The organism is Bradyrhizobium sp. BEA-2-5 (assembly GCF_032918025.1).
GTDB classification, from domain to species: domain Bacteria; phylum Pseudomonadota; class Alphaproteobacteria; order Rhizobiales; family Xanthobacteraceae; genus Bradyrhizobium; species Bradyrhizobium pachyrhizi.
Genome location: NZ_CP136629.1, coordinates 4,566,091 through 4,588,359 on the forward strand (window position 1 = coordinate 4,566,091; position 22,269 = coordinate 4,588,359).

General features: G+C 64.7%; 19 protein-coding genes, 1 pseudogene and 1 riboswitch. Of the genes and pseudogenes, 13 read left to right on the top strand and 7 right to left on the bottom strand.

All coding sequences use genetic code 11. The features are described 5' to 3' along the window. Positions 1–292: 292 nt before the first annotated feature. Together RX327_RS21335 and RX327_RS21340 are read right to left on the bottom strand one after the other, a co-directional pair. On the bottom strand, positions 293–1,204 hold the full coding sequence (locus tag RX327_RS21335; RefSeq protein WP_317247031.1) for an amino acid ABC transporter substrate-binding protein: 912 nt from the start codon (positions 1,202–1,204) through the stop codon (positions 293–295). 131 nt (positions 1,205–1,335) lie between these two features. After that, on the bottom strand, positions 1,336–2,271 hold the full coding sequence (locus RX327_RS21340; RefSeq protein WP_050384516.1) for a DUF3280 domain-containing protein: 936 nt from the start codon (positions 2,269–2,271) through the stop codon (positions 1,336–1,338). A gap of 237 nt (positions 2,272–2,508) precedes the next feature. Here RX327_RS21340 and RX327_RS21345 point away from each other — a divergent pair, with 237 nt between their 5' ends. From RX327_RS21345 to RX327_RS21370, 6 genes are all read left to right on the top strand, one after another. After that, on the top strand, positions 2,509–3,936 hold the full coding sequence (locus RX327_RS21345; RefSeq protein WP_317247032.1) for a histidine kinase: 1,428 nt from the start codon (positions 2,509–2,511) through the stop codon (positions 3,934–3,936). Beyond that, positions 3,933–4,595 (top strand): response regulator transcription factor, encoded by a 663-nt coding sequence (locus RX327_RS21350; protein WP_317247033.1) that lies wholly within the window; start codon positions 3,933–3,935, stop codon positions 4,593–4,595. The genes RX327_RS21345 and RX327_RS21350 overlap by 4 nt, the downstream gene beginning before the upstream one ends. Before the next feature lie 210 nt (positions 4,596–4,805). After that, the gene (locus tag RX327_RS21355; protein WP_050384515.1) at positions 4,806–5,498 is read left to right on the top strand and encodes a winged helix-turn-helix transcriptional regulator; all 693 of its coding nucleotides are present in this window, start codon (positions 4,806–4,808) and stop codon (positions 5,496–5,498) included. 101 nt (positions 5,499–5,599) lie between these two features. Further along, entirely contained in the window at positions 5,600–6,046 is a 447-nt protein-coding gene (locus tag RX327_RS21360; protein WP_050384514.1) for a YybH family protein, read from the top strand. Positions 6,047–6,323: 277 nt separating this feature from the next. Further along, a riboswitch (ZMP/ZTP riboswitch) is annotated at positions 6,324–6,409 on the top strand. Positions 6,410–6,445: 36 nt separating this feature from the next. After that, positions 6,446–7,717 carry a serine hydroxymethyltransferase gene (gene glyA / locus RX327_RS21365; RefSeq protein ID WP_050384513.1) on the top strand — a complete coding sequence of 424 codons (1,272 nt, stop codon included), beginning with the start codon at positions 6,446–6,448 and terminating at the stop codon, positions 7,715–7,717. 80 nt (positions 7,718–7,797) lie between these two features. After that, entirely contained in the window at positions 7,798–7,953 is a 156-nt protein-coding gene (locus RX327_RS21370; protein WP_162832422.1) for a hypothetical protein, read from the top strand. Positions 7,954–8,294: 341 nt separating this feature from the next. Here the strand turns inward: RX327_RS21370 and RX327_RS21375 are convergent. Then, positions 8,295–9,260 (bottom strand): annotated as a pseudogene (locus tag RX327_RS21375) (IS481 family transposase). A 320-nt stretch (positions 9,261–9,580) separates the two neighbouring features. On the opposite strand from RX327_RS21375, the gene RX327_RS21380 reads away from it, so the two are divergent. The 5 genes from RX327_RS21380 (at position 9,581) to RX327_RS21400 (ending at position 13,443) form a co-directional block, all read left to right on the top strand. Further along, complete coding sequence (locus tag RX327_RS21380; protein ID WP_050384853.1) at positions 9,581–10,213, top strand: HAD family hydrolase; 633 nt, start codon at positions 9,581–9,583, stop codon at positions 10,211–10,213. Positions 10,214–10,232: 19 nt separating this feature from the next. Further along, on the top strand, positions 10,233–11,444 hold the full coding sequence (gene glp / locus RX327_RS21385; RefSeq protein WP_317247034.1) for a gephyrin-like molybdotransferase Glp: 1,212 nt from the start codon (positions 10,233–10,235) through the stop codon (positions 11,442–11,444). Between the two features lie 242 nt (positions 11,445–11,686). Next, on the top strand, positions 11,687–12,388 hold the full coding sequence (lexA, locus tag RX327_RS21390; RefSeq protein WP_317247035.1) for a transcriptional repressor LexA: 702 nt from the start codon (positions 11,687–11,689) through the stop codon (positions 12,386–12,388). Positions 12,389–12,644: 256 nt separating this feature from the next. After that, entirely contained in the window at positions 12,645–13,073 is a 429-nt protein-coding gene (locus RX327_RS21395; RefSeq protein ID WP_050384855.1) for a hypothetical protein, read from the top strand. A gap of 145 nt (positions 13,074–13,218) precedes the next feature. Further along, the gene (locus tag RX327_RS21400; RefSeq protein WP_050384856.1) at positions 13,219–13,443 is read left to right on the top strand and encodes a hypothetical protein; all 225 of its coding nucleotides are present in this window, start codon (positions 13,219–13,221) and stop codon (positions 13,441–13,443) included. On the opposite strand, the gene RX327_RS21405 is transcribed toward RX327_RS21400, so the two are convergent. Continuing rightward, complete coding sequence (locus RX327_RS21405; RefSeq protein ID WP_317247036.1) at positions 13,440–15,725, bottom strand: ComEC/Rec2 family competence protein; 2,286 nt, start codon at positions 15,723–15,725, stop codon at positions 13,440–13,442. The two genes, RX327_RS21400 and RX327_RS21405, sit on opposite strands and share 4 nt — an antisense overlap. A gap of 433 nt (positions 15,726–16,158) precedes the next feature. Here RX327_RS21405 and RX327_RS21410 point away from each other — a divergent pair, with 433 nt between their 5' ends. Further along, positions 16,159–17,487 (top strand): MFS transporter, encoded by a 1,329-nt coding sequence (locus tag RX327_RS21410; RefSeq protein ID WP_028334025.1) that lies wholly within the window; start codon positions 16,159–16,161, stop codon positions 17,485–17,487. A gap of 335 nt (positions 17,488–17,822) precedes the next feature. Here RX327_RS21410 and RX327_RS21415 read toward each other — a convergent pair whose 3' ends face one another. From RX327_RS21415 to RX327_RS21425, 3 genes are all read right to left on the bottom strand, one after another. After that, the gene (locus RX327_RS21415) at positions 17,823–18,185 is read right to left on the bottom strand and encodes an SPW repeat protein (protein ID WP_050384858.1); all 363 of its coding nucleotides are present in this window, start codon (positions 18,183–18,185) and stop codon (positions 17,823–17,825) included. Positions 18,186–18,472: 287 nt separating this feature from the next. Beyond that, a complete protein-coding gene (locus RX327_RS21420; RefSeq protein ID WP_050384859.1) occupies positions 18,473–18,859 on the bottom strand; it encodes a YybH family protein in 387 nt (128 codons plus the stop codon). A 45-nt stretch (positions 18,860–18,904) separates the two neighbouring features. Further along, positions 18,905–20,584, bottom strand: coding sequence for a glutamine--tRNA ligase/YqeY domain fusion protein (locus RX327_RS21425; RefSeq protein ID WP_317247037.1), 1,680 nt, complete (start codon positions 20,582–20,584; stop codon positions 18,905–18,907). Positions 20,585–20,761: 177 nt separating this feature from the next. On the opposite strand from RX327_RS21425, the gene gltX reads away from it, so the two are divergent. Beyond that, the gene (gene gltX / locus RX327_RS21430; RefSeq protein WP_317247038.1) at positions 20,762–22,183 is read left to right on the top strand and encodes a glutamate--tRNA ligase; all 1,422 of its coding nucleotides are present in this window, start codon (positions 20,762–20,764) and stop codon (positions 22,181–22,183) included. The last annotated feature ends 86 nt before the right edge of the window (positions 22,184–22,269 follow it).

The following is a 22,269-nucleotide window of genomic DNA, read 5'->3' on the forward strand; positions in this document are numbered from 1 at the left end:
TTCGGGCCGGCCGACGTCATGATGGTACGGTCTTGGCGCGGTCTGCAAGCTTCTCAGTCTGCATGGCAGCATGGCACGGCCGGCCGCAGCCGGTTGGAACATTGTCATCGGTGTGCGGTTCAGTGGCTGTCCTCTGATTCATTGCCCCAGAGGCACACACCACCTCCTACGGCCCCAGCCGTCACGCTGGGGCCGTAAATCATTGGAGTTGCACGCGGGGACTGCTGCGCGGGGTGAGCGCAGCGGCTTCCGAGAACCACAATCGATTTGCACGGGCGCGCCCGCAACGCGGCTACTTGCCGACCTCGTACACGTCGGGATCGAAGCTCGAGTTCGGATGGGCGAACGCGTGGCGCAGCGCCGGCGACATCGGGACGTTGTAGTTGAGGCCGTTCGGCGGGGTCGGCGATTGCAGCCACTTCTTGTAGAGCACCTCGATCTCCGGGCTTGCATAGAGCTCCGCTGTTGCGCGGTCGGCAAGCGCCTTGAAGGGCGCATCCTCCCGCCGCAGCATGATGCCGTACGGCTCCGGCTTGGAGAACGCCTCCTCGCTGATCATGTAAGCTTGCGGCTCCTTCGACCGCGCGATGGCGACGGCGAGCTGCACGTCGTCGAGCGCGTAGGCCTGGGCGCGGTCGGTTTCCAGCAACAGGAAGGCCTCGGCCTGGTCCTTGGCCGGCATCACATTGATGCCGAGATTGCGCTCGGTGTTGACCTTTGCAAGCTGCGTCAGGTTGACCGATCCCGCCACCGCCGTGACCGCCTTGCCCTTGAGATCGTCGATGGTGTTGATCTTGGCGGCCTTCTTGGCCGCGAACCGCGTCGCGCTGAGGAAATGCGTGTTGGTGAAGGCGACCTGCTTCTGGCGGTCGGCGTTGTTGGTGGTCGCCGAGCAATGCAGATCGAGCGTGCCGTTGACCATCAAGGGGATCCGGTTCGACGAGGTCACGGCGAGCGTGTCGACGATGATGTCGGGCATGCCGAGCTGCTTCTTCACGGCCTCGACGATCTTGAGACAGATGTCGAGCGCAAAGCCGATCGGCCGCTGATTGTCGTCGAGATAGCTGAAGGGAACGGAAGCCTCCTGAAAGCCGAGCGTGACCTTCTTCGTCTCCTTGATCTTCTGCAGCGTGCCCGACAGCTCCTCGGCCGCCGCGGGGCTTGCGGCGAGCGTGAGGGCGAAGAAGATGGCGGGCAAACGCATCGGCGGCTCCTGTGCGGTGATCAGGCGGCGGTGATAGCGCACGCATGAGCCGGGAGCCAGATGACGGTGTATCTAGCAGCTATCGCACTTTGCTATGGTCCGCCTGCCAAAGTCGCAGCCGCGAAGCATCCCTAGCGCTGCGTCCCACCCTCGAGCAGGCGATCGCCGACCAGGCGGACCGCGCCACGGGTCCAGGAATAATCGGCGCCCATCCGCAGGCCGCTGTCGCCGCGTGAGAGGACCGCGCCGCTGCGGGCGTCGCGCAGCTGGAAGCCGATCGTGTATTCGGTCCGGCTGACCCGCCTGATCACGCCGATCAGCGATTGATCAGCGCCGAGCTTTTGCGCGATCGCCGCCTCGCAGCCGTCACAGTCGCGCAGCGCACGCGCCTTGACGGGCTCTGCGGTCGCGCCGCCGGTATCGACCAGGTGGTAGCGGCCCGACTGCGCAAGCCGGTCGCGCACGCCCTTGGTCACATCCGCGAGGTAAGCCGCATCGGCGTCGGCAAGGCCGGACGCGGTTGCCGCGGAGGTGTTCTCAAGCTCGAATTCGAACACCGCAAGCCCGATCGGCGCCGCAGTGGCGGACTGCGCCGGCGGAAGCACGCCCGCGAGAACGCCGCGCACCTCGCGCGACACGAACATCCGCGCATGGTCCCATGCCTCGTCATTGTCGCCGCGAAACGTGTAGAGCTTTTCGTACAGCACGCGGCTCCCTTCAACATCGATGACCGCCACCTTGGCCCACTGCACCAGCGTGCTCATCTTCTGCACGCCGCCGACCACCTTGATCCGGGCCTCGCCTGCGGGCGCCGCTGCGGGCACCAGGCGATAGCGCGGCTCCGCGGCGACGTCGGCGCGCAGCGCGCGCATGAACGCGTCGAGCCGCTTCTGGTGCGCGACAGTCTGATCGATGACCTCGCCCGAGGTGTCGACATAGCTGAAATCGTCGATGCTGACGCCAAGCGGGGATGCCACCGCCGTGCCGACTTCGGCGCGCAGAGGACAGGGTCCGGCCAGAAGGCCGATCAACGCGAGGGCGTGCACGACAAGACGGTATTGACGCATAGTCTGGGCCTTTCGGATGCGGGCGCGGGCGGGTCGGTCGCATCCTGGGCCAATAGGCCTCCGCGCCGCAGCGGAGTGCCTCCCGCCCGGTGCCGGGAAAATTTCACGACGATGGTCCGCGCCCAAAGAACGCCTATGGCAGCGCTTCTCGGCGCCTCCGTTCTGCCGTTTAATGTGCGTGGCGGCCCTGCCCGCGATCGCGCGCCGAAGCCCGCCTTCGATCTTGAGGATACGCCAATGTGGAATTGGTCCGGAAGCGATCTGAAACTGCGGCTGACGTTGCGCGTGGCGATCGTCTCGACGCTCTGCTTTGCCGTCATCTCCGGCTATTTCCTGATCGAGGCCGACCGCTCGGTGCGCGGGCGGATCGCGGCCGTTGCCGATGTCGCCGCCAAGACGCTGGAGCTGCAGCAGAGCAAGATCCAGTGGCTGAACAATGCGCGCTCCGAATTTCCCGATCTCGACAGCGTTGCCGCCTCGGTCATGACGCCGGGACTGTGCCTCGCCTTTCGCAGCAATAGCGGCGAGATCAGCCAACGCTTCTGCGGCGGCGCGCAGACTGACACGGCCGCGCCGCCGCTGGCCTTCGCGGCGCTCTATCGCCGCCTGTTCGATCCCGGACGCGAGGCGGTACGGCAGGTCGTTTCGCGCGGCAACGCCATCGGCGAGGCCGTGGCCTGGATTGATCCGGCGGTGCCGACCGCCGAGGCCTGGCACGATGCCGGCCGGCTGATGGCGGTGTTCATGATCGCACTGCCGCTGCTCTGCGCCCTGGTCTATGCGGCGCTGGCGCGGGCGCTGCGTCCGACGCGGCAGATCCGCGACGGGCTCGAGCGGATCGCCGCAGGCGATCTCGCCACGCGGCTGCCGCCGTTCGACCTCGCCGAGCTCTCCGCCATCCGCGATGTCTTCAACCATCTCGCCGAAAGCCTCGACACCGCGCTTGCCGAACGCAACGAGCTGACGCGGAAGCTGATCGCGCTCCAGGACGAGGAGCGCCGCCATCTCGCGCGCGAGCTGCATGATGAGTTCGGCCAGTCGCTCGCCGCCATCCGCGCGCTTGCCGCGTCCGCCCGCCAGACTGCGGCGGCGGATTGCCCACCGCTGCTCGCCGAATGCGACGGCATTGCCCGGACCGCGACCGGAATGATGGAGACGCTGCGCGGCGCGCTGTTCCGGTTGCGGCCGCCCGATGTCGACGAGCTCGGCCTCGTCGCGAGCCTCGAAGGACTGGTGTCGGGCTGGAACGGCCGCAGCCGCGGACAGCCGCGGTTCGAGATCACCATATCGGGATCGTTCGAGCGCCTCGCCGCCTCGGTCAGCGCCAATCTCTACCGCATCGTGCAGGAGGCGCTCACCAACGCGGCCAAGCACGCCGGCGCAACGCGCGTGATGCTGCGGCTTGAGATGCGCGAGCCGCCGCCCGGCGGCGGCGACGGCACGATCGTGCTCGCGATCGACGATGACGGCCAGCCCGGCGATCCCGATCCCAAAGGCGATCCCCAGCTCAGGTCCGGCCTCGGCCTGCTCGGCATGCGCGAACGGGTCGCCGCGCTGGGCGGGCGGCTCAGTTTCGAGACCGGACAGCCCAGCGGCTCCTCGCTCCGCGTCATCGTTCCCGTCGCCGCCAGCCGAGAAGCCGCACAGGTGGAGCGCGCGGCATGAGCCACGCGGCGCGAACCATCATGCTGGTCGACGACCACGCCGTCGTGCGGGAGGGCTACCGGGCGATGCTGCAGAAACAGCCGGGCCTCTGCGTCGTCGCCGAAGCCTCCGACGGCGTCGAGGCCTACCGCCTCTACAAGGAGACCGGGCCCGACCTCGTCATCATGGACCTCAGCATGCCCGGCATCGGCGGCATCGAGGCCGTCCGCCGCCTGCGGCAGTGGGACAGGCGCGCAAAAATCCTGGTGTTCACCATGCACGAGAATGCCGGCTTTGCCGTGCAGGCGATCCGCGCCGGTGCGAGGGGCTACGTCACCAAGACCAGCCCGCCCGAGACGCTGGTGCGCGCGGTCAAGGACGTGCTCGCCGGCAAGATCGCGATCAGCCCCGATATCGACCACGAGCTTGCGCTCAGCCGCATCAGCGGCGAGAGCTCGGCCGCCGACGTGCTGACGCCGCGCGAATTCGAGGTGCTGCGGCTGCTGCTCGCCGAGAACACGACGGAGGAGATCGCCGAGACGCTGCATGTCAGCCCGAAGACGGTGGCGAACCTGCATTCCCTGATCAAGGACAAGCTCGGCGTCGGCTCCGACATCGAGCTGGTCCGCCTGGCGCTGCGGCAAGGCATCCTCACGCAGATCGATCTCGGCGAACGCTGAGCCCGCGGTGGCACCAGCCAGGCCGCGTACTGGCAAATCGAGCCGCATCTGCCTTCGGGCAAACCGAACATCGAGCCGGCATCGTCGAATGGCCGAGTCTAGAGAAAATCGCGTAACAGACGTCCAGGACAGCCTCGATGCTGGCTCGTCTGGGACATAGTCCAGAACCTGGACTACCTTGGTGGCCCTCGTGATGCTAAAGTTCTCGTCATGAAAGGCTATGGATCATTTTGCCCCGTAGCCAAAGCTGCGGAAATTCTCACGGAGCGGTGGACCCCGCTCCTGCTCCGCGAACTGTTGCTGGGGTCCCACCACTTCAACCAGCTTCGCCGCGGCATCCCGCAGATGTCGCCGACCCTCCTCTCCAAGCGCCTGCAAACGCTAGAAGAAGCCGGGCTAATCTCACGCAGATCAGGCGATAACGGGCATTGGGAGTACCATCCAACCCAGGCAGCCAGGGAAGCCAGGCCAATTATCGATGCAATGGGCTATTGGGGCCACAAATGGGCTCGCAGCCAGCTCACACCCAACGAACTTCACGCGGGCCGGCTCATGTGGAATATGCGCCGTTCGTTCGATCTAAGGCACATTCCATGCGACTTCGTTCTGTACATCGAGATTGCGGACGCTCGGCCGAAGCGCTGGTGGTTTGTTGTGAAGAAGGAGGAAGCCGATCTTTGCTGGGATGACCCCGGCTTCGAGGTCGATATCAGCCTCTATGCGAGTCTGCTGACGCTCGTGCAGATTTTCGTAGACGAGATGCCGCTGCTACGGGCGCGTGAGCTCGGCAAAATCGAGATCGACGGTCCCAGGCATCTTGTGAACAGCATGCGGACTTGGTTCCCACGCAGCAAATATGCCGATGAGGCGCCGGCGGCCGCAGATCGAGTCTCAGCCAGTTGAGGATATCCAGTCCACTTTCTGGACTAGTGGTTCTGCTTGCCTCGGCTATAGCGTTTGCGAATGCGCTCCCGCGCTAAGCATCTCAGCTAAAGGAGGCAAAGATGAGCCGCCCTTCTCTTCTTTCATGCACCCTGTTGTTGATCTTTACTTGTACTTGCGTCAGTCCCGCAGGGGCAGCCCCACCTGCCGACGAATTTTCCTCGGCGGCTGCCAAATGGGATGCCGCCATCAACAACGCAGACTTCGATGCCCTGTTACCGTTGTATGCCGCTGACGCCAGATTGATGCCGCCTGGTGCGCAGCCAGTCACCGGCCCTTTGGCAATCCGTAATTTCTTTGCCGGGCGGGGAAGAAGCGTCAGAGATCACAAGGTTGAGCTGCTCGATGTGTTGCCCATGGGAAACTACGCCTACACCACCTCGCATTTCACGGCCACGCTAGTAGTAAATGAGAAGGCGGCGCCAATTTCTGGCAGCACCGTGAGACTGCTTGAACGCCAACCCGACGGGCAGTGGAAGATAAAGTCTCATATCTTCGTCAAGGAATAAATTCGCGGGTGCCACAGCCACACGGTCAGCCACCCCGCAAGCCTGACGGGCCGCAAGTGACGGATGGTCATGCACCTTATTGGCCCTCAGCCGAAGACGGCATTGATCATCGGGACATCGGTTCATTGGGTAAGCCGGACGTCCCTCGGTTTGGTCGCCATTGCCGTGGCTGTCGCCAGATGTTCGATCTCGCCCAACGCTGGGCCCGCGATCAACCCTTGCGAGCCCGCCGGGGATTGGATAGCCTTCTGCTCGCGATGAGCTTCGCAGGCTCATTCGCCCCTCGCGCGACTGGCGAGCTTACGTGGAATTGACCACGGTGAAGCGCGAAGGGTTCCAACGCCGTTCGCCTGGGCAACCCGTTCAGCTGATGATCCAGCGTCTTGGGGAGCCCGGACCATGCCGTCATTCCGCAATGAACTCCATCTCAACGATTTGGAAGTTGCCCTTGCGCTCGAGGGCGAAGAGCGCCGCCAGCAAGACGGCGTCGAGCTGATTCCGTCGGAGAACTACACCTATCCCGAGGTTCTCGAGCTACTGGGATCGGTGTTCACCAACAAGTATTCCGAGGGCTATCCGGGACGCCGCTATTACGGCGGCCAGGAATTTACCGACCAGATAGAGAACCTTGCCCGACAGCGCGCTTGCGCGCTGTTCCGCGCCGAGCATGCCAACGTTCAGCCTCTGTCCGGATCGCCAATGAACCAGGCCGTGTATCTCGGCCTGCTGCAGCCCGGCGATACGATCTTGGCGATGGACCTGTCACACGGCGGCCATCTCACCCATGGCGCACCGGTGTCGCATATGGGGCGGCTCTTCAACTTCGCCCGCTACAAGACGCAGCCGTCAAACGGCGGCGCCATCGATTTCGATGAGCTCCGCGCCATGGCCCGGAACGTCCGCCCGAAGCTGGTGCTGTGCGGCTACAGCTCTTATCCGCGCGATCTGGATTATGCGTCCTTCAAGAGCATCGCCGATGAGGTGGGTGCACTGACCATGGCCGACGTCAGCCATTACGGCGGCCTGATCGCCGGCAACGCCTTGCGTAATCCGCTCGATGCGGGTTTCGACGTGATGACGACGACATCGCACAAGACGCTTCGCGGGCCGCGTGGCGGCATCGTTCTTTGTCGCCGGGAGTTCGCCGGCAAGATCGACGCGTCGGTATTCCCGGGATTGCAGGGAGGTCCGCACATGAACGTTGTGGCCGGAACCGCGGTCACGCTGAAGAAGGCTTCGACGTCCGATTTTCACGCCTATGCAAGGCTGGTCATGCGCAACGCGAAGGTCCTGGCCGAAGCGTTGATGGAACGCGGCATGACGTTGATCACCGGCGGAACCGACAATCACATGATGGTCGTGGATACCGTGGCCAGCGTCGGCGTGGACGGCAGCGCGGCCGAGAACATCCTCGACGCCGTCGGGATCACCGCAAACAAGCAGATCATTCCCGACGATCCGCGTCCGCCGCTCAAGCCGAGCGGCGTTCGCCTCGGAACGCCGGCGGCGACCACGCGCGGCATGGGCGAGCCCGAAATGCGCCTGATCGCCGAACTCATTGCGGAGTCCCTCCGGTCGAAGGGAGATGCATCGGTCGTCAAGCGATTGAGGTCGAACAGCGTCGAGATGTGCCGCGCTTTCCCCGTTCCGGGGATCGCGCCGCCCTCATAGGCGGCCGACCCGCGTTCCGTTCGTCGCGTCACTCGGCAGGTCGTGAAGGTTCCCCGGGGGAAGGACCGGAACGGAAATCGATGCTGTTCGTTGGACCGCATGATCTCGAAGACGGAGCGTCCAACGCCGTGACCCGGAAAACCTTGCAAGCACGCTCGGAACAGGCGCTCGTCGTCATCATTCTCAGCACCGGTGCGCTGATCGGTTACCTCGGCCTGGCGCTGTCCAGGATGTGAGAGCTACGCCCCCGGCAGGCACCAAGCCGCCGGCAGGCATCAAGCCGCCGGCGGGCATCCAGGCATCAAGTCGCTTGGTGGCTTGAAAACTTGCGCGCGTGCCCCGACGTGGCAAGCCTCCACAGCAAAAATAGAGGATGCAACGAAGAGCAAAGCTCGGACAAATCATGTCGCGAGAATGCGGATGTTTGACGCACAAGCGACAACACACTCGCCGTCGTCCCGGCGAAGGCCGGGACCCATTACCCCAAATCTCAATTGTTGCGCGACGCTGGGGCCACGATCCTGTTCCTGATCCAATGCGGTGGTTATTGGTCCCGGCCCCCGTGCGCAATTGCGCACTAGGTGTTTAGTCCCGGCATTTTCTGGAGCGGGTTGAGTTTGAATCGCTCTGGCTGGGAAGTCCAGCATTTGCAGATGTATTCGTAAGGTGTGAGGCCCTTCAGGGTCTTCAACCGCCGAGCGTAGTTGTAGGCGTTGATGAAGTCGGCAAGGTGAGCTTCGAGCTGATCGTGTCGATCGTAATGGCAGCGTTGGACGGTCGCTTCCTTGATCGTGCGGTTCATGCGCTCGACCTGGCCATTGGTTCAGGGATGCTTGATCTTAGTCAGCCGATGCTCGATGCCATTCTCTTGGCAGCGCATATCAAACATATGCGTCACGTATCTTGCCGTCGGGCCGTCTGCGTAGCGCGGCGGGAAGGTGAACTGGATCCCATTGTCGGTGAGAACCGTGTGGATCTTGTAGGGGACAGCCGCGATTAGAGCTTTGAGGAAGGCCGCGGCGGAGGTCCTTCCCGTCTTGCTGACCAATTGCACGAAGGCGAATTTACTGGTGCGATCGATCGCGACGTAGAGGTAGAGCTTGCCTTCAGCGGTCTGGAGCTCAGCGATGTCGATGTGGAAATAGCCGATCGGATAAGCCTTGAACTTTTTCTTCGAAGGCTTGCTGCCTTCGACCTCCGGCAATCGGCTGATGCCGTGGCGCTGGAGGCAGCGATGCAGAGATGATCGCGTCAGATGCGGGATGGTCGGCTGGAGCGCATAGAGGCAATCGTCAAGCGGCAGTAGCGTATGCCGTCGGAAAGCGACGATGACTGCCTCCTCCTCGATGGAAAGGGTAGTCGACTTGGCTTCCTTTGGGCCAGTCGGAAGATCAGCGACGGTGTCGCGCTGCTTCCACTTCGCGACAGTCTTCTGGTTGATCCCGTAGCGCTTGGCGAGCGCTCTCAGGCTCTCTTGACTATTTTGTATTGCTCGACGGACCGCCTCCGTCGTGGTGGCGCAGCCGTGTAAAACTTGTCCCATAGCGCATCCTTCGAATCGTGCGATAAGAATGCACCATCAAAGCCTGGGACAAAACACCTAGGCCGGGACGACGGCGGTGGATATGGCGCGAGCTGGAGTTCTTTCTTCCTTTTGGAAGGGTAGCAAATCACGCCTTCCACTTCGCCGCGGCCTCTCGGCTCAATCACAACCGTCACTGGAATACTGGATCGCCCGCTTGCGTGCGGGTGATGACACCCGCGCGTGCAGGGACGACGGCGCGCTTAACGCCCGTCGCACACCTGCCGCACAAATCGAGGAGATTGCCGCCCGCCCGCAATTCTCGTACACGGTTTCACGCAATGACCGCGCAATTCACTCCCAACTCCGTCGACGTGCTGCTGTTCGATATCGGCCGCGTCGTGCTCGACATCAACTTTGAAAAGGTGATGGCGCGCTGGGCGCAGCATGCCGGCTGCGCGCCCGCCGAGCTCGCTACGCGCTTTGTCGTCGACGACAGCTTCAAGCATCACGAGATCGGCCGGATCGACGACGCGGCATTCTTCGAGAATCTGCGCCTGACGCTCGGCATCAACATCACGGACGCCCAGTTCCTCGAAGGCTGGAATGCGATCTTCACCGGCGAGATGCGGGGCATCGCCCCGCTGCTCGCGGCGGCCGCCAAACGGATGCCGCTTTACGCCTTCTCCAACACCAATCCGGCCCATGTCGCGCATTTCTCGGTCACCCATGCCGAGCTGCTCAGCCATTTCCGCAACGTCTTCCTGTCGTCGAGCATCGGCTTTCGTAAACCCGACGCCGAGGCCTATGATCATGTGGTAAAAGCCATCGGCGTGCCGGCGTCGCGGATCCTGTTTTTCGACGACCTGGCCGCCAATATCGAAGGTGCACGGGCGCGTGGCCTTCATGCTATCCACGTGACATCGACGGATGACGTGGCGAGGGCTTTGACCGCACTTGGTATTGAACATTAGGAATTGAGGAGCTCTGAGCGTGGCCCTGATGCCGGTTGCCGATGCCCTGTCCGCCGTCCTCGCCGGCGCCGAACCGCTGCCGGAGGAGATGGTCGCGCTCGATGAGGCCTACCATCGCGTGCTTGCGCGCGACGTCGCGGCGCGGCGCACGCAGCCACCGCAGGCCATGTCGGCGATGGACGGCTATGCCGTGCGCGCCGCCGATGCGGCCGATCTAAAGGCCCGGCTCAAGGTGATCGGCGAAGTCGCCGCCGGCCGGCCGTTCGAGCGGACGGTCGGCGCCGGCGAGGCGGTGCGGATCTTCACCGGTGGCGTGATCCCGAGCGGTGCCGACGCCGTGATCATCCAGGAAGACACCGCCGTCGACGGCGACCACATCACGATCTCGGAGGCCGCCAGCGTCGGGCGGCACATCCGCCCGGCCGGGGTCGACTTCCGTGAGGGCGAGGTGCTGCTCGCCGGCGGCAGCCGCTTGTCCGACCGCGCGCTGTCGCTGGCGGCCGCCATGAACTATCCGGAACTGGCGGTGCGCCGCCGCCCGAAGGTCGCGGTGCTGGCGACCGGCGACGAGCTGGTGATGCCGGGCTCGCTGCCCGGTCCCGGCCAGATCGTCTATTCCAACGGCTACGCGCTGCGGGCGCTGGCGCGCGCCGAAGGCGCCGAGACCGTCGACCTCGGCGTTGCCGCCGACACGGTGGAGGCGACCACGGCCGGCATCCGCCGGGCACGCGAGGCCGGCGCCGACATCCTGATCACGACGGGTGGTGCCTCGGTCGGCGACCACGATCTGGTCCAGCAGGCGCTCAAGGACGAAGGCATCTCGATGGCGTTCTGGAAGATCGCGATTCGGCCCGGCAAGCCGATGATGCACGGACGGCTCGGCGCAATGCGCGTGATCGGCCTGCCCGGCAATCCCGTGTCGTCCTACGTGTGCGCCTTCCTGTTCATGGTGCCTTTGATTCGCGCCCTGTCGGGCCGTTCAGTGATTCATCATCGCCGCGAGCGCGCCGTGCTGGGCCGCGATCTCGGTGCCAACGACCAGCGCGAGGACTATCTGCGTGCGCGCCTCGAAGCGCGCGAGGACGGCACGCTGATCGCAACCCCGGTGACGCAGCAGGACTCGTCGCTGCTCGGGAATCTCGCTGCGGCACGGGCACTTCTCGTGCGTCCGCCGTTTGCGGCGGCTGCCGTCAAAGGCAGCGAATGCGAGATCCTGACACTGCCCGAATAGGGTTTTCGAGCCCCGCCGATTGTGCGTTGCCCGACACGTTCACCGTAAATTAAGCAGTTGCGGAACACATATCGAACATATAGTGTCCGTTCATGATTTGTTTCGAGTACTGGTGTCTACAATCGGGAAGCCGCGTGGAAGCAGGTGCATTGAGCACACGCTCCTGAGGTCAGGCCCGGCCTGCAGGCCCCACCAGAAGAGTCTCGGAATTGAACGACATCAACCGGGGGATTTTGGTCGAGATGTTGACGCGCAAACAATACGAGCTTCTGCGATTCATCAGCGAACGTCTGAAGGAAAGCGGCGTGCCGCCGTCCTTCGACGAGATGAAGGATGCGCTCGACCTGCGCTCGAAGTCAGGCATCCACCGCCTGATCACTGCGCTCGAGGAGCGCGGCTTCATCCGCCGCCTGCCCAACCGCGCCCGCGCCATCGAGGTGATCAAGCTGCCCGAGCTGCAGGCCGCCGCCGGCAGTCGCCGCGGCTTCACGCCGAGCGTCATCGAGGGCACTCTCGGCCGGCGCGCCAGCACGCCGCCGATTGCCGAGGACGACGGCAAGCGTCCCGTCGCGGTGCCCGTGATGGGCCGCATCGCGGCCGGCACGCCGATCGAGGCGCTGCAGACCCGCAGCCACACCATCAGCGTGCCGCCCGACATGCTCGGCTCGGGCGAGCACTACGCGCTCGAAGTGCGCGGCGATTCGATGGTCGAGGCCGGCATCCTCGACGGCGACATGGCGCTGATCCAGCGCAACGAGAGCGCCGACACCGGCGACATCGTGGTGGCGCTGATCGACGACGAGGAAGCCACGCTCAAGCGCTTCCGCCGCCGCGGGGCCTCTATCGCGCTCGAGCCCGCCAATGCCGCCTATGAGGTTCGCATTCTTCCGCCGAACCGCGTGAAGATTCAGGGCAAGCTGATCGGGCTTTACCGCAAGTACTGAATTGCAAATACTTGCGGCGGCCGGGAACGAGCAACACGTCGGATCGTTCCTTGCATGATAGTGTAGCGTACGGCCTGCCCGATGCGCTCCGATACCTCTCGCGCAGCGTCGCGTGTTTGTGATCGGAGCGATCTCGGACCAGTCGTACAATCGCCCAGAAACGAGCAGACGCTCGTTCGCTATCGTCCACTCTGGTAGAGGCCCTAATGCCTCAAGGAGAGGCACGGGTCGCTACCTCGAAATGAGGAGCCATCCGATGTGTGACTATAGTCTGCACGCCGTGGCATCGCGCCCCGCCATTGTCGGAGAGACGCTGATCACGACGACGTTCCGCGGCACGTCGACCCGCGGCTTTGCTTCGGAGAACGATCCCACTGTCGCGGTCTGCATGCTGCCGGGCACCGAGCTCGCTTTCGCCGAGAACGTTCGCTACGACAGCCGCTGGATCTGGACCAAGACGCTGAACTATCGCGTCGGCGTGTTCAACGAAGTCGAGCCCGACGTGCCCGATCGGCATCATGACGCGGTCGAATTCCCCGACGGCAGCCATGTGCTGGTGACCCAGCTGGTCGAGGGACAGCGCGTCAGCGTGCTGCAATTGCCGGCACTGCATCCGCCGGTCGAGCAGAAGCCGAAGGTTGCGGAGCGGCGGCCCTCCGCATTCGCAACGCTGTTTTTGGGTTGAGCGCATCTTCGCCGCGGAATGAGCTGTTCGGCGGCGGATGACCTAAGCAATTTCGGGCGACCCCGGACTCCCGCTTCCGGGGCGCAGAAGGAGATTTGCGTCGGCCGGCGCCTTGGCGCATCATCGGGCACGGAGGACGTGCGCGGTGGTCGATAAGGTCACATGGCAAAAGGCTGGACGCGTCACGCAACCGGGCCGCTACCTGTTCCGGTTCGGTTGGCTGACGGTAACGGCCGACGACCTGAAAGTCTGGGAGCAATTTCCCGAGGCTTCCTTTACTCTCGTCAAGAAGCCTGACGCCCCCGACTCCGACGAATATCATCTCGGCCTGTTCGAGCTGCCGAGCGCCCCCTCGCCAGACCACAGCTAATCATCGCCCTGCAGATCGGTCTCGGCCGGCGTCGCATCCACCGCAGGCCGCGGCGCGGCGGCGGGCGCGCGCAGCGTCGTCTCGCTCTCGCCGTCGCCGGGAACCGCTGGCGACCACGGCCGGTCGATCCCGCCGGGCTTGACTGCATCGACGGCGTAGCCGTCCCTGATCCGTCGCAGCACCAGCGCGCCGTGGCGGCGCAGCCGCTCGGCATCGATCACCGATGCCGCGCAGCCCTGCGGCGCCGGCCGCGCCGTCACGATCAGGGCTGCGCGCTCGCAGTCGTCCGCCAGCGCCTCCGGCCGGGTCGCCAGCGCGACGAAGGCGCCGCCGGGTCCCTGGGTCACGCAGCCGCCGGCATCGCAGGAGACGCCCTCGCCGAGCGACGCATCGGTGGCGGTGCGCGCGTCGGCGTCCGCCGCCAGCCACTCCCTGACCAGGAACGCATCCTTGGCGCTGTGTATCAGATGTAGCCGTCCGTCACCGCCGCGCACCGCGACGTTGCGGCCGTCGCCCGACACCAGCACGTCCGGCTGCGGCACCCTGAGCGCCCAGACCGAGGCCACCAGCAGCAGCACCGCGCCTGACCAGCGCAGCGGCGTGCGCAGCAGCCCGAGCAGGATGATGCCGGCACTCGCCGCGATCAGCGGCCCGATGCCGAACGCCGCCATGCGGCCGACCGCGCCCGGAAGTGCGGCGACCCATTGCGTCACCAGGATCATCCAGTCGATGCCAAGACCCATGATCGCCCAGAACAGTCCGTCGAAGCCGAACGGCATGGCGACGAGCCCGAGCAGGCCGGCCGGCATCACGACCGCCGAGACGACAGGCATCGCCGCGAGGTTGGCGAGCAGCCCGTAGGGCGTCACGCGATGGAAATGGAACGCGGCATAGGGCGTGGTCGCAAGCCCCGCGATCAACGAGGCCAGGAACAGCATCGCGATCTCGCGACCGCCCCATAGCGCGATCCGCGCCGTTGCGGAATGATCGGGCGATGCTAGCAGGTTCGGCATGCCGATCTGCACCAGCGCCACCAGCCCGAGCGTTGCCGCAAACGACATTTGAAAACTCGGATGAACCAGCGCCTCGGGCGCGACGGCGAGCACGATCAGCGCGGCCACCGCCAGCGTCCGGAACGTGATGGCGCGGCGATCGACCATCACGGCGAGCAGCACCACGGCGGTCATGAAGAACGACCGTTGCGTCGCGACCTCCGCGCCCGACAGCAACAGATAGAACGCCGCGGCGACCAGCGCGGCCGCCGCGGCCCATTTCTTGATCGGATGCGCCGCCGCCAGCCCCGGAATCAGCGCCAGCAGCGCGCGCACCGCGAAGAACACGACGCCGGCGACGACCGCCATGTGATAGCCGGAGATCGACAGCACATGGCCGAGCCCCGAGACGAACATCGCGTCATTGACGGGCGCGGTGATCGCGTCGCGCCGCCCTGTGAGCAGCGCGGTCGCAATCGCGCGATTGTCGCCTTCGAGCGTCGTGCGAATCCGCGCGTCGATGGCGTCGCGCAGGCCCTGCATGAAGGCGGCGTAGCGCAGCGCAAAGCCGCCGGCCGCCGGCGGCTCCCTGGTCTTGATCGCGCCCATCACGAAGCCGGAGGCGCCGATGCCCTGGAAATAGAGGTCACGGCCGAAATCATAGGAGCCCGGGCGCTGCGGCCCGAGCGGCGGCAACAGCCGCGCCTTCAACTCAACGAAGCTGCCGACATCGGGCGCGGTGCCCTTCCTCACCGAGAGCCGGACCCGATCCAGCTTCGTCATGTCGCGCGGGCTCTCCATCGAAACCACGCGCAGCACGAAACGATCGGTCTTCTCGCGGATGTCGCGCGTCTCGACGAAGCCGGTCAGCGCCACCGAGAACATCGGCCGCGCCAGTACCGTGTGAGCCACGCGCGCCGTCTTCCAGGTCGCCGTCGCAAAACCCGCGGCCACCGCGGCAAGCAGCGCGATGACGGGAAACACGCTGCGCCGCCGCAGCAGCAGCGCCAGCAGGCAGAGCAGGATTGCGACGGTGGCCGCGACCGACAGCACCGGCTCGTGCTCGGCCGCGAAATAGAACGCGATGCCGGAGCCGAACGCCACCGGCACCCAGGGCAACAGGCGGCCCGCGCCCGCCTCGGCGCGGGCCCACTGCCGCAATGTCTCGACGAGAGGCTTCCAGGTGCCGACGCGCGCCGGAAGAAAGCCGCCGGCCGGCGCGGCCGCGCGCGGCGGCCACGTCCCCGCGTAGCCGCGTTTGCCGCCCGGCGTCGTGCCCTGCTCCGCCATTCCGCTTGCGATCCCTGCCGGGCGGCAGGCTAGCGGATGGCCCCGTCACCCGACTAGCGGAACGGATGCAGAATACGGGCCGGCGACGCCCGGGTATCTGGATCGTCCTGCACCTTGCCTAGCTCGCGCCGGGCCGCAGCTGCCGCCTGCGTCAAATCGATCGAGCCGAAAGTCTCACTAAGATACAGATCACATTAGGAATAGACTGTCCCGATGCCTCCGCTCCCAAAGAGACCGGGATGAGGCAGTGACGGCTCGCGGCACTTGAAGGCCGCTGGAGCTCCTCTCAGGTGGCCACAACTCCCCTGAGATCAGGCGTTGCGGACGAACGCACAAAATCTCGCCTGTAACGCCGTGCACCACGCGCACTCCGCGAGCGGATAGATCGCTGAAAAACGCGAGGAGTAGCGTTTGCATTTGAGAGGAGCAGCACATGGCAATTCAAGTACCAAGCGATTTTCGCCGCGTGATTGTCGCTGCGTCAGTGGGAAACATCATTGAATGGTACGACTTTTATATTTTTGGCAGCCTGGCCGCGGTTCTGTCGGTCAAGTTCTTTGAGCAATCCCACCCCGTCGCAGCCCTGCTGAGCACGATCGCGCTGTTCACTGCGGGATTCCTGATCCGCCCGCTGGGGGCCTTCCTGTTCGGATGGATGGGCGATCGGGTCGGCCGCAAATATACATTCCTCATTACGCTGAGCGGAATGGGCCTGGGAACGGGAGCGATCGGACTGATCCCAACGTATCAGTCGATCGGCCTGACGGCCGCATTCATTCTGTTCGGCTTGCGGATGATCCAGGGTCTGTGCCTGGGCGGCGAATATGGCGGCGCCATCACCTACGTCGCCGAACATGTTCCGGACGACAGGCGCGGCTACTACACGGGCTGGCTACAAACCTCGCCGACGCTGGGGATCGTGGTGTCGCTTGCGGTGATCGTTCTGACCCGAACCTGGGCCGGCAATCAGGCCTTTGACGAATGGGCCTGGCGCGTACCATTCCTGCTCTCGTTCCTGCTGGTGGCGATCGCCATCTACATCCGCCTGCAGCTCCAGGAGACGCCGATCTTCCAGGAGATCAAGGCACAGGGACAGATGACCAGGAATCCCTGGCGGGAAGCTTTCCTCAGCGCCAACATCAAGTACATCCTGATCGCTATCGTCGTCCTGATTGGACAGGGCGTGGTCTGGTACAGTGGTCAATTCTGGGCACTGTATTTCCTGCAGCAGGTCTCCAAGGTCGATGCGGTTACCTCGGCCTACATCGTGGGAGCGGCATTGTTGATCGCAACGCCGAGCCTGATCTTCTTTGGTTGGCTGTCGGATCAGATCGGCCGCAAGTCCGTGATCCTCGGAGGAATGCTGCTTGCCGCGATCACCTACTATCCGCTGTATCTGTGGCTCGGCATGGTCACGCAGCCGGGTCACATCAACTATCCGGTGGCCGTCTTCATCATCTTCATCCTCGTCTGCTACGTCGGGATGGTGTACGGGCCGGTCGGCGCGTTCCTGGCGGAGTTTTTCCCGGCCAGGATCAGGTACACCTCGGTCTCGGTGCCGTATCATATCGGCAATGGTTGGGGCGGCGGATTGGTGCCGTTCATCACATCAGCCGCCTTCGCGGCGACCGGCAGCATCGGCTACGCGCTGATCTACCCGATTGTCGTTCCCGCGGTGTGCTTCGTGATCGCCGTTTTCATCATGCCCGAGACGCGCAAGACCAGAATTTGGGAGCAGATCGAGGCGAAAGCCGCATCGTGACGGAGTCACCTTGCTGACGGGCGACTAGAGCCTCGTTCCGATGGGATCGGAACGGGGTCCTAGGATCTTGTTTTGACGCGTTTTCCTTACGCGAACCGGTATCCACGTCGCTCGAAAACGCTCTCACCCTGCAGCGGGCGCCATGGCCGCCGTCCAGCGAGTGCGGGACGACGCTTCTGAATCGTCCCGTACCCGCCGTCTCTGGCGTGATGTCTCTGTAGAACCTGCATCCGCGTTACGTCGGAGCGGCATGGAGGGGATTCCGCACTACGCAGTTCCAACCTCTCCGGCCGCCCTTGGTTGGCGGTCAGGCCAACGTCTCAGTCAGCTTCCTCTCAGCCAGCTCGGTGATGCCAGCGATCGTGCCACCAGGTGGCGAAATCACGATCGATCGCCAGCTCCCAGCAAGCGAGCACGATCACCACGACGCCGGCGAGCACGCTGCTCGTCGTGACCGATCCCTGCTGGTAGTTGAACGTCCAGGGTGCGACCACCAGAGCCAACCCCATCAGCATCTCGCCCCATTCCTCCAGATAGGACGGAATGATGAATGCCTCCAGGGCGAACAGCACGACGCCCAATCCGAGCGCGATGGAGATCCAGAGAGCTGCCCCGGAGAAGCCCAGTGCAAACGGCGATGCGACCAGCCAGGCGCCTACTAACAGGCTGGCAGCATCCTGCCAGTGTTGAATGCGCATGATCCTCACCTCCTTCTTCCGAAGACATGGTGCGGCGCGGACAAAAAAGCATCTGTCCGACCTGCGATGTGTTGCCGCTGCTGATCCGCGGGCCGACGACCATGCTGCCGTCCGGGCGGCCGGAAGCCGCGCTCCGCAGCCTACGACCTTGGTCCCTCGTCGCAATGCAGCGCGATCCGGATAGCCTGCGAGTTGGGTGCAGCCGCGAGGCGCCCGGCCCCGCGCACCCTCCCTGACTACGAGGGCCCGCCGGCCCTCGACTTTTTGTGTCAGCTCCAGCGCTGAGCCTAGATCAGCGGTGTCTGCGACGAGACGTGGTGGCAGACGATCTTCCAGTCGCCGTCCTCGCGCGCGATCACCCAGGTGATCTTGACGGCGAGCGAGGGCGCATCGCCGTCGAGGAAGAATGACGCGATGCCCGCCATGTTGACGAGATCGGCATTGACCCGTTCTGCGCTGACATCGCTGAACTGAACGCGCGGCGCGACCCAGCGCGGCAGACCGTCAAAGTAGGCTTTGACGCCGTCGCGGCCGCGATACAGCGTCGGGTTCGAGCCGAAGAAGAACGCGCTCTTCGAATAGAGCGCGCTTAACGCATTCGCATCGAGCCTGCTGAAACCCGCCGACCATCTGGCGACGATGGCGGAGACGATCTCGTCGGATTCCTCAGGCATCGATCCCCCCGTCCGCTTGTCCGCGCGGGACGCGCTTCCTCTCGGCTAGCCCTTGCCGCCGACTTCCTTCGCGAACGTGTCGCGCAGGCCAATGGTGCGCGAGAACACCGGCTTGCCGGGGGTCGAGTCCTTGTCGCGCACGAAGTAGCCCTGGCGCTCGAACTGCATCGGCGCGGTCGAATTGCTCTCCGCGATCGCCGGCTCGACGCGCGCATCCTTCAGCACTTCGAGCGACTGCGGATTGAGGTCGGCCGCGAAGTTCGAAGCGTCCGGGCTCGGATTGGAGAACAGCTGGTTGTAGATGCGGATCTCCGCCGGCTTCGAGGTCGCCGCCGCCAGCCAGTGCATGGTCGCCTTGACCTTGCGGCCGTCGGGCGCGTTACCGCCCTTGGTTGCGGGATCGTAGGTGCAGCGCAGCTCCACCACCTCGCCCGCGTCGTTCTTGATCACGCCGGTGCACTTGACGAAATAGGCATAGCGCAGCCGCACCTCGGTTCCCGGCGACAGGCGGAAGAACTTCTTCGGCGGGTTCTCCATGAAGTCGTCCTGCTCGATGTAGAGCTCGCGGCCGAACGTGATCTTGCGCGTGCCGGCCGATGGATCATCCGGGTGATTGATCGCCTCGAGCTCCTCGGTCTGCCCTTCCGGATAGTTCTCGATCACGACCTTCAGCGGCTTCAGCACCGCCATCCGGCGCAGCGCCGTGCGGTTCAGCACCTCGCGAATGCAGAACTCCAGCATGCCGACGTCGACCACGCTGTTGGCCTTGGCAACGCCGATGCGCTTGACGAACTCGCGAAGGGCGGCCGGCGGCACGCCGCGGCGGCGCATGCCCGCCATGGTCGGCATGCGCGGATCGTCCCAGCCCGCGACATGACCGTCACGGACGAGCTGGGTCAGCACGCGCTTGGACAACAGCGTGTAGGTCAGGTTCAGCCGCGCGAACTCGTACTGGTGCGGCTTGGACGGCACCGGCAGCTTCTCGATGAACCAGTCATACAGCGGCCGGTGGTCCTCGAACTCCAGCGTGCAGATCGAATGCGTGATGCCTTCGATCGCGTCCGACTGGCCATGCGCGTAGTCGTAGCTCGGATAGATGCTCCACTTCGTGCCGGTGCGCGGATGATGCGCATGCAGGATGCGGTACAGCACGGGGTCGCGCAGGTTGATGTTGCCCGCGGCCATGTCGATCTTGGCCCGCAGCACGCGCGCGCCGTTCGGGAATTCGCCGGCCTTCATGCGGCGGAACAGGTCGAGGTTCTCCTCCACGCTGCGGTCGCGGAACGGCGAGTTCTTGCCGGGCTCGGTCAGCGTGCCGCGCGAAGTGCGGATCTCCTCCTGCGACTGATCGTCGACATAGGCATAGCCGGCCTTGATCAGGCCCTCGGCCCAATCATACAGGCGCTCGAAATAGTCCGACGCATAGAACAAGTTGGCTCCCCAGTCGAAGCCGAGCCAGCGCACGTCGGCCTGGATGGAATCGATGTATTCCTGCTCTTCCTTGACCGGGTTGGTGTCGTCGAAGCGCAGATGGCAGCGGCCCGGAAACTCCTGGGCGATGCCGAAGTTGAGTGCGATCGACTTGGCGTGGCCGATATGCAAATAGCCGTTCGGCTCCGGCGGGAACCGGGTCACGATCCGGTTGTGCTTGTGGGAGGAGAGATCGGCCTGGACGATGTCGCGGATGAAGTCGCGCCCTGCCTCTGCCGTCGTGTCAGTCGTCATCAAAGGGTTCCCTGGAGGAGTCAGCTCAACCTTCTGCCAAATTCGTGCCGTCCGGCCAAGCCTGGTTTCAAGTCTGGTTTGAGGCCTAGTTTGGTGGGCAAAAGGTCAGCCGGGGGTTTAGTTATGTTCGGTTCCTGATATACACCACCGCCGTCTCAGCATACGTCTCGCTCGATCATGACCAAACCCGTCGTCACCCGCTTCGCTCCCTCGCCGACCGGCTTCCTCCATATCGGGGGGGCCCGCACGGCGCTGTTCAACTGGCTCTATGCGAAGAAGCACGGCGGCAAGATGCTGCTTCGGATCGAGGACACCGACCGCGAGCGCTCCACCGAGGCCGCCATCGCCGCCATCCTCGACGGCCTGAAATGGCTGGAGCTCGGCTGGGACGGCGAGGTCATCTACCAGTTCGCCCGCGCCGCCCGCCACCGCGAGGTCGCCGAGAGCCTGCTCGCCGCCGGGCGCGCCTATTACTGCTATGCCTCGCCGGGAGAGCTCGCCGCCATGCGCGAGAAAGCGCGCGCCGAGGGGCGCACCCGCCTCTATGACGGCATGTGGCGCGACCGCGATCCCGCGATGGCCCCCACAGACGTGAAGCCCACCATCCGCCTGCGTGCGCCGCAGACCGGCGAAACCGTGATCGAGGACCAGGTCCAGGGACGCGTGGTCTGGCAGAACGAGAACCTCGACGATCTCGTCCTGCTGCGCGGCGATGGCAACCCGACCTACATGCTCGCCGTGGTGGTCGACGACCACGACATGGGCGTCACCCATGTGATCCGCGGCGACGACCACCTGATCAACGCCGCGCGGCAGAAGCAGATCTACGATGCGATGGGCTGGGCGCTGCCCAGCATGTCCCACATCCCGCTGATCCATGGCCCGGACGGCTCGAAACTGTCCAAGCGCCACGGCGCGCTGGGCGTCGATGCCTACCGCGCCATGGGATACCTGCCGGCTGCGCTGCGCAATTACCTCGTCCGGCTCGGCTGGAGCCATGGCGACCAGGAGATTTTCTCGACCGAGGAGATGATCGCGGCGTTCGACCTCGCCAGCGTCGGCCGCGCCGCCGCCCGCTTCGATTTCGCCAAGCTGGAAAACCTCAACGGTCACTACATCCGCCACGCCGACGATCAATCGCTCGTGACCCAGTTCGAGAGCGTGCTGGATTATGTTCCCGAGGGCGTCGCGCTGAAGGCCAAGCTCAACGACACCACCCGTGCACAATTGCTGCGCGCCATGCCGGCCCTGAAGGAGCGCGCCAAGACGCTGATCGAGCTGATCGACGCCGCCCATTTCATCTTCGCCGATCGTCCGCTCGCGCTCGATCCGAAAGCTGTGGCGCTGCTGACGCCGGAAACGCGCGCGTTGATCGGCCGCCTGCGCACCGCGCTGGAAGCCGTTGACGACTGGACGGCGGAAACCACCGAGACCGCGATGCGGAATTTCGCCGAGCAGAACAACCTGAAACTCGGCGCCGTCGCCCAGCCGCTGCGGGTGGCGCTGACCGGACGTACGACGTCGCCGGGCATATTCGACGTGCTGGCCGTGCTGGGACGCCAGGAGTGCCTTGCCCGCCTCGCCGATCAGGCGGCGTGATCCTGCATGGACCCCCTCCAGGGTCCATCTTGCAGCGCACATGGCAATGAGCTACCCAATCCCGGACGCTTTCTCCACAAGCCGTT

Coding starts and splice junctions, on each gene's coding strand:
- RX327_RS21335 (WP_317247031.1), bottom strand. CDS start 1,204: ATGCGTTTGCCCGCCATCTTCTTCGCCCTCACGCTCGCCGCAAGCCCC.
- RX327_RS21340 (WP_050384516.1), bottom strand. CDS start 2,271: ATGCGTCAATACCGTCTTGTCGTGCACGCCCTCGCGTTGATCGGCCTT.
- RX327_RS21345 (WP_317247032.1), top strand. CDS start 2,509: ATGTGGAATTGGTCCGGAAGCGATCTGAAACTGCGGCTGACGTTGCGC.
- RX327_RS21350 (WP_317247033.1), top strand. CDS start 3,933: ATGAGCCACGCGGCGCGAACCATCATGCTGGTCGACGACCACGCCGTC.
- RX327_RS21355 (WP_050384515.1), top strand. CDS start 4,806: ATGAAAGGCTATGGATCATTTTGCCCCGTAGCCAAAGCTGCGGAAATT.
- RX327_RS21360 (WP_050384514.1), top strand. CDS start 5,600: ATGAGCCGCCCTTCTCTTCTTTCATGCACCCTGTTGTTGATCTTTACT.
- glyA (WP_050384513.1), top strand. CDS start 6,446: ATGCCGTCATTCCGCAATGAACTCCATCTCAACGATTTGGAAGTTGCC.
- RX327_RS21370 (WP_162832422.1), top strand. CDS start 7,798: ATGCTGTTCGTTGGACCGCATGATCTCGAAGACGGAGCGTCCAACGCC.
- RX327_RS21380 (WP_050384853.1), top strand. CDS start 9,581: ATGACCGCGCAATTCACTCCCAACTCCGTCGACGTGCTGCTGTTCGAT.
- lexA (WP_317247035.1), top strand. CDS start 11,687: ATGTTGACGCGCAAACAATACGAGCTTCTGCGATTCATCAGCGAACGT.
- RX327_RS21395 (WP_050384855.1), top strand. CDS start 12,645: ATGTGTGACTATAGTCTGCACGCCGTGGCATCGCGCCCCGCCATTGTC.
- RX327_RS21405 (WP_317247036.1), bottom strand. CDS start 15,725: ATGGCGGAGCAGGGCACGACGCCGGGCGGCAAACGCGGCTACGCGGGG.
- RX327_RS21410 (WP_028334025.1), top strand. CDS start 16,159: ATGGCAATTCAAGTACCAAGCGATTTTCGCCGCGTGATTGTCGCTGCG.
- RX327_RS21415 (WP_050384858.1), bottom strand. CDS start 18,185: ATGCGCATTCAACACTGGCAGGATGCTGCCAGCCTGTTAGTAGGCGCC.
- RX327_RS21420 (WP_050384859.1), bottom strand. CDS start 18,859: ATGCCTGAGGAATCCGACGAGATCGTCTCCGCCATCGTCGCCAGATGG.
- RX327_RS21425 (WP_317247037.1), bottom strand. CDS start 20,584: ATGACGACTGACACGACGGCAGAGGCAGGGCGCGACTTCATCCGCGAC.
- gltX (WP_317247038.1), top strand. CDS start 20,762: ATGACCAAACCCGTCGTCACCCGCTTCGCTCCCTCGCCGACCGGCTTC.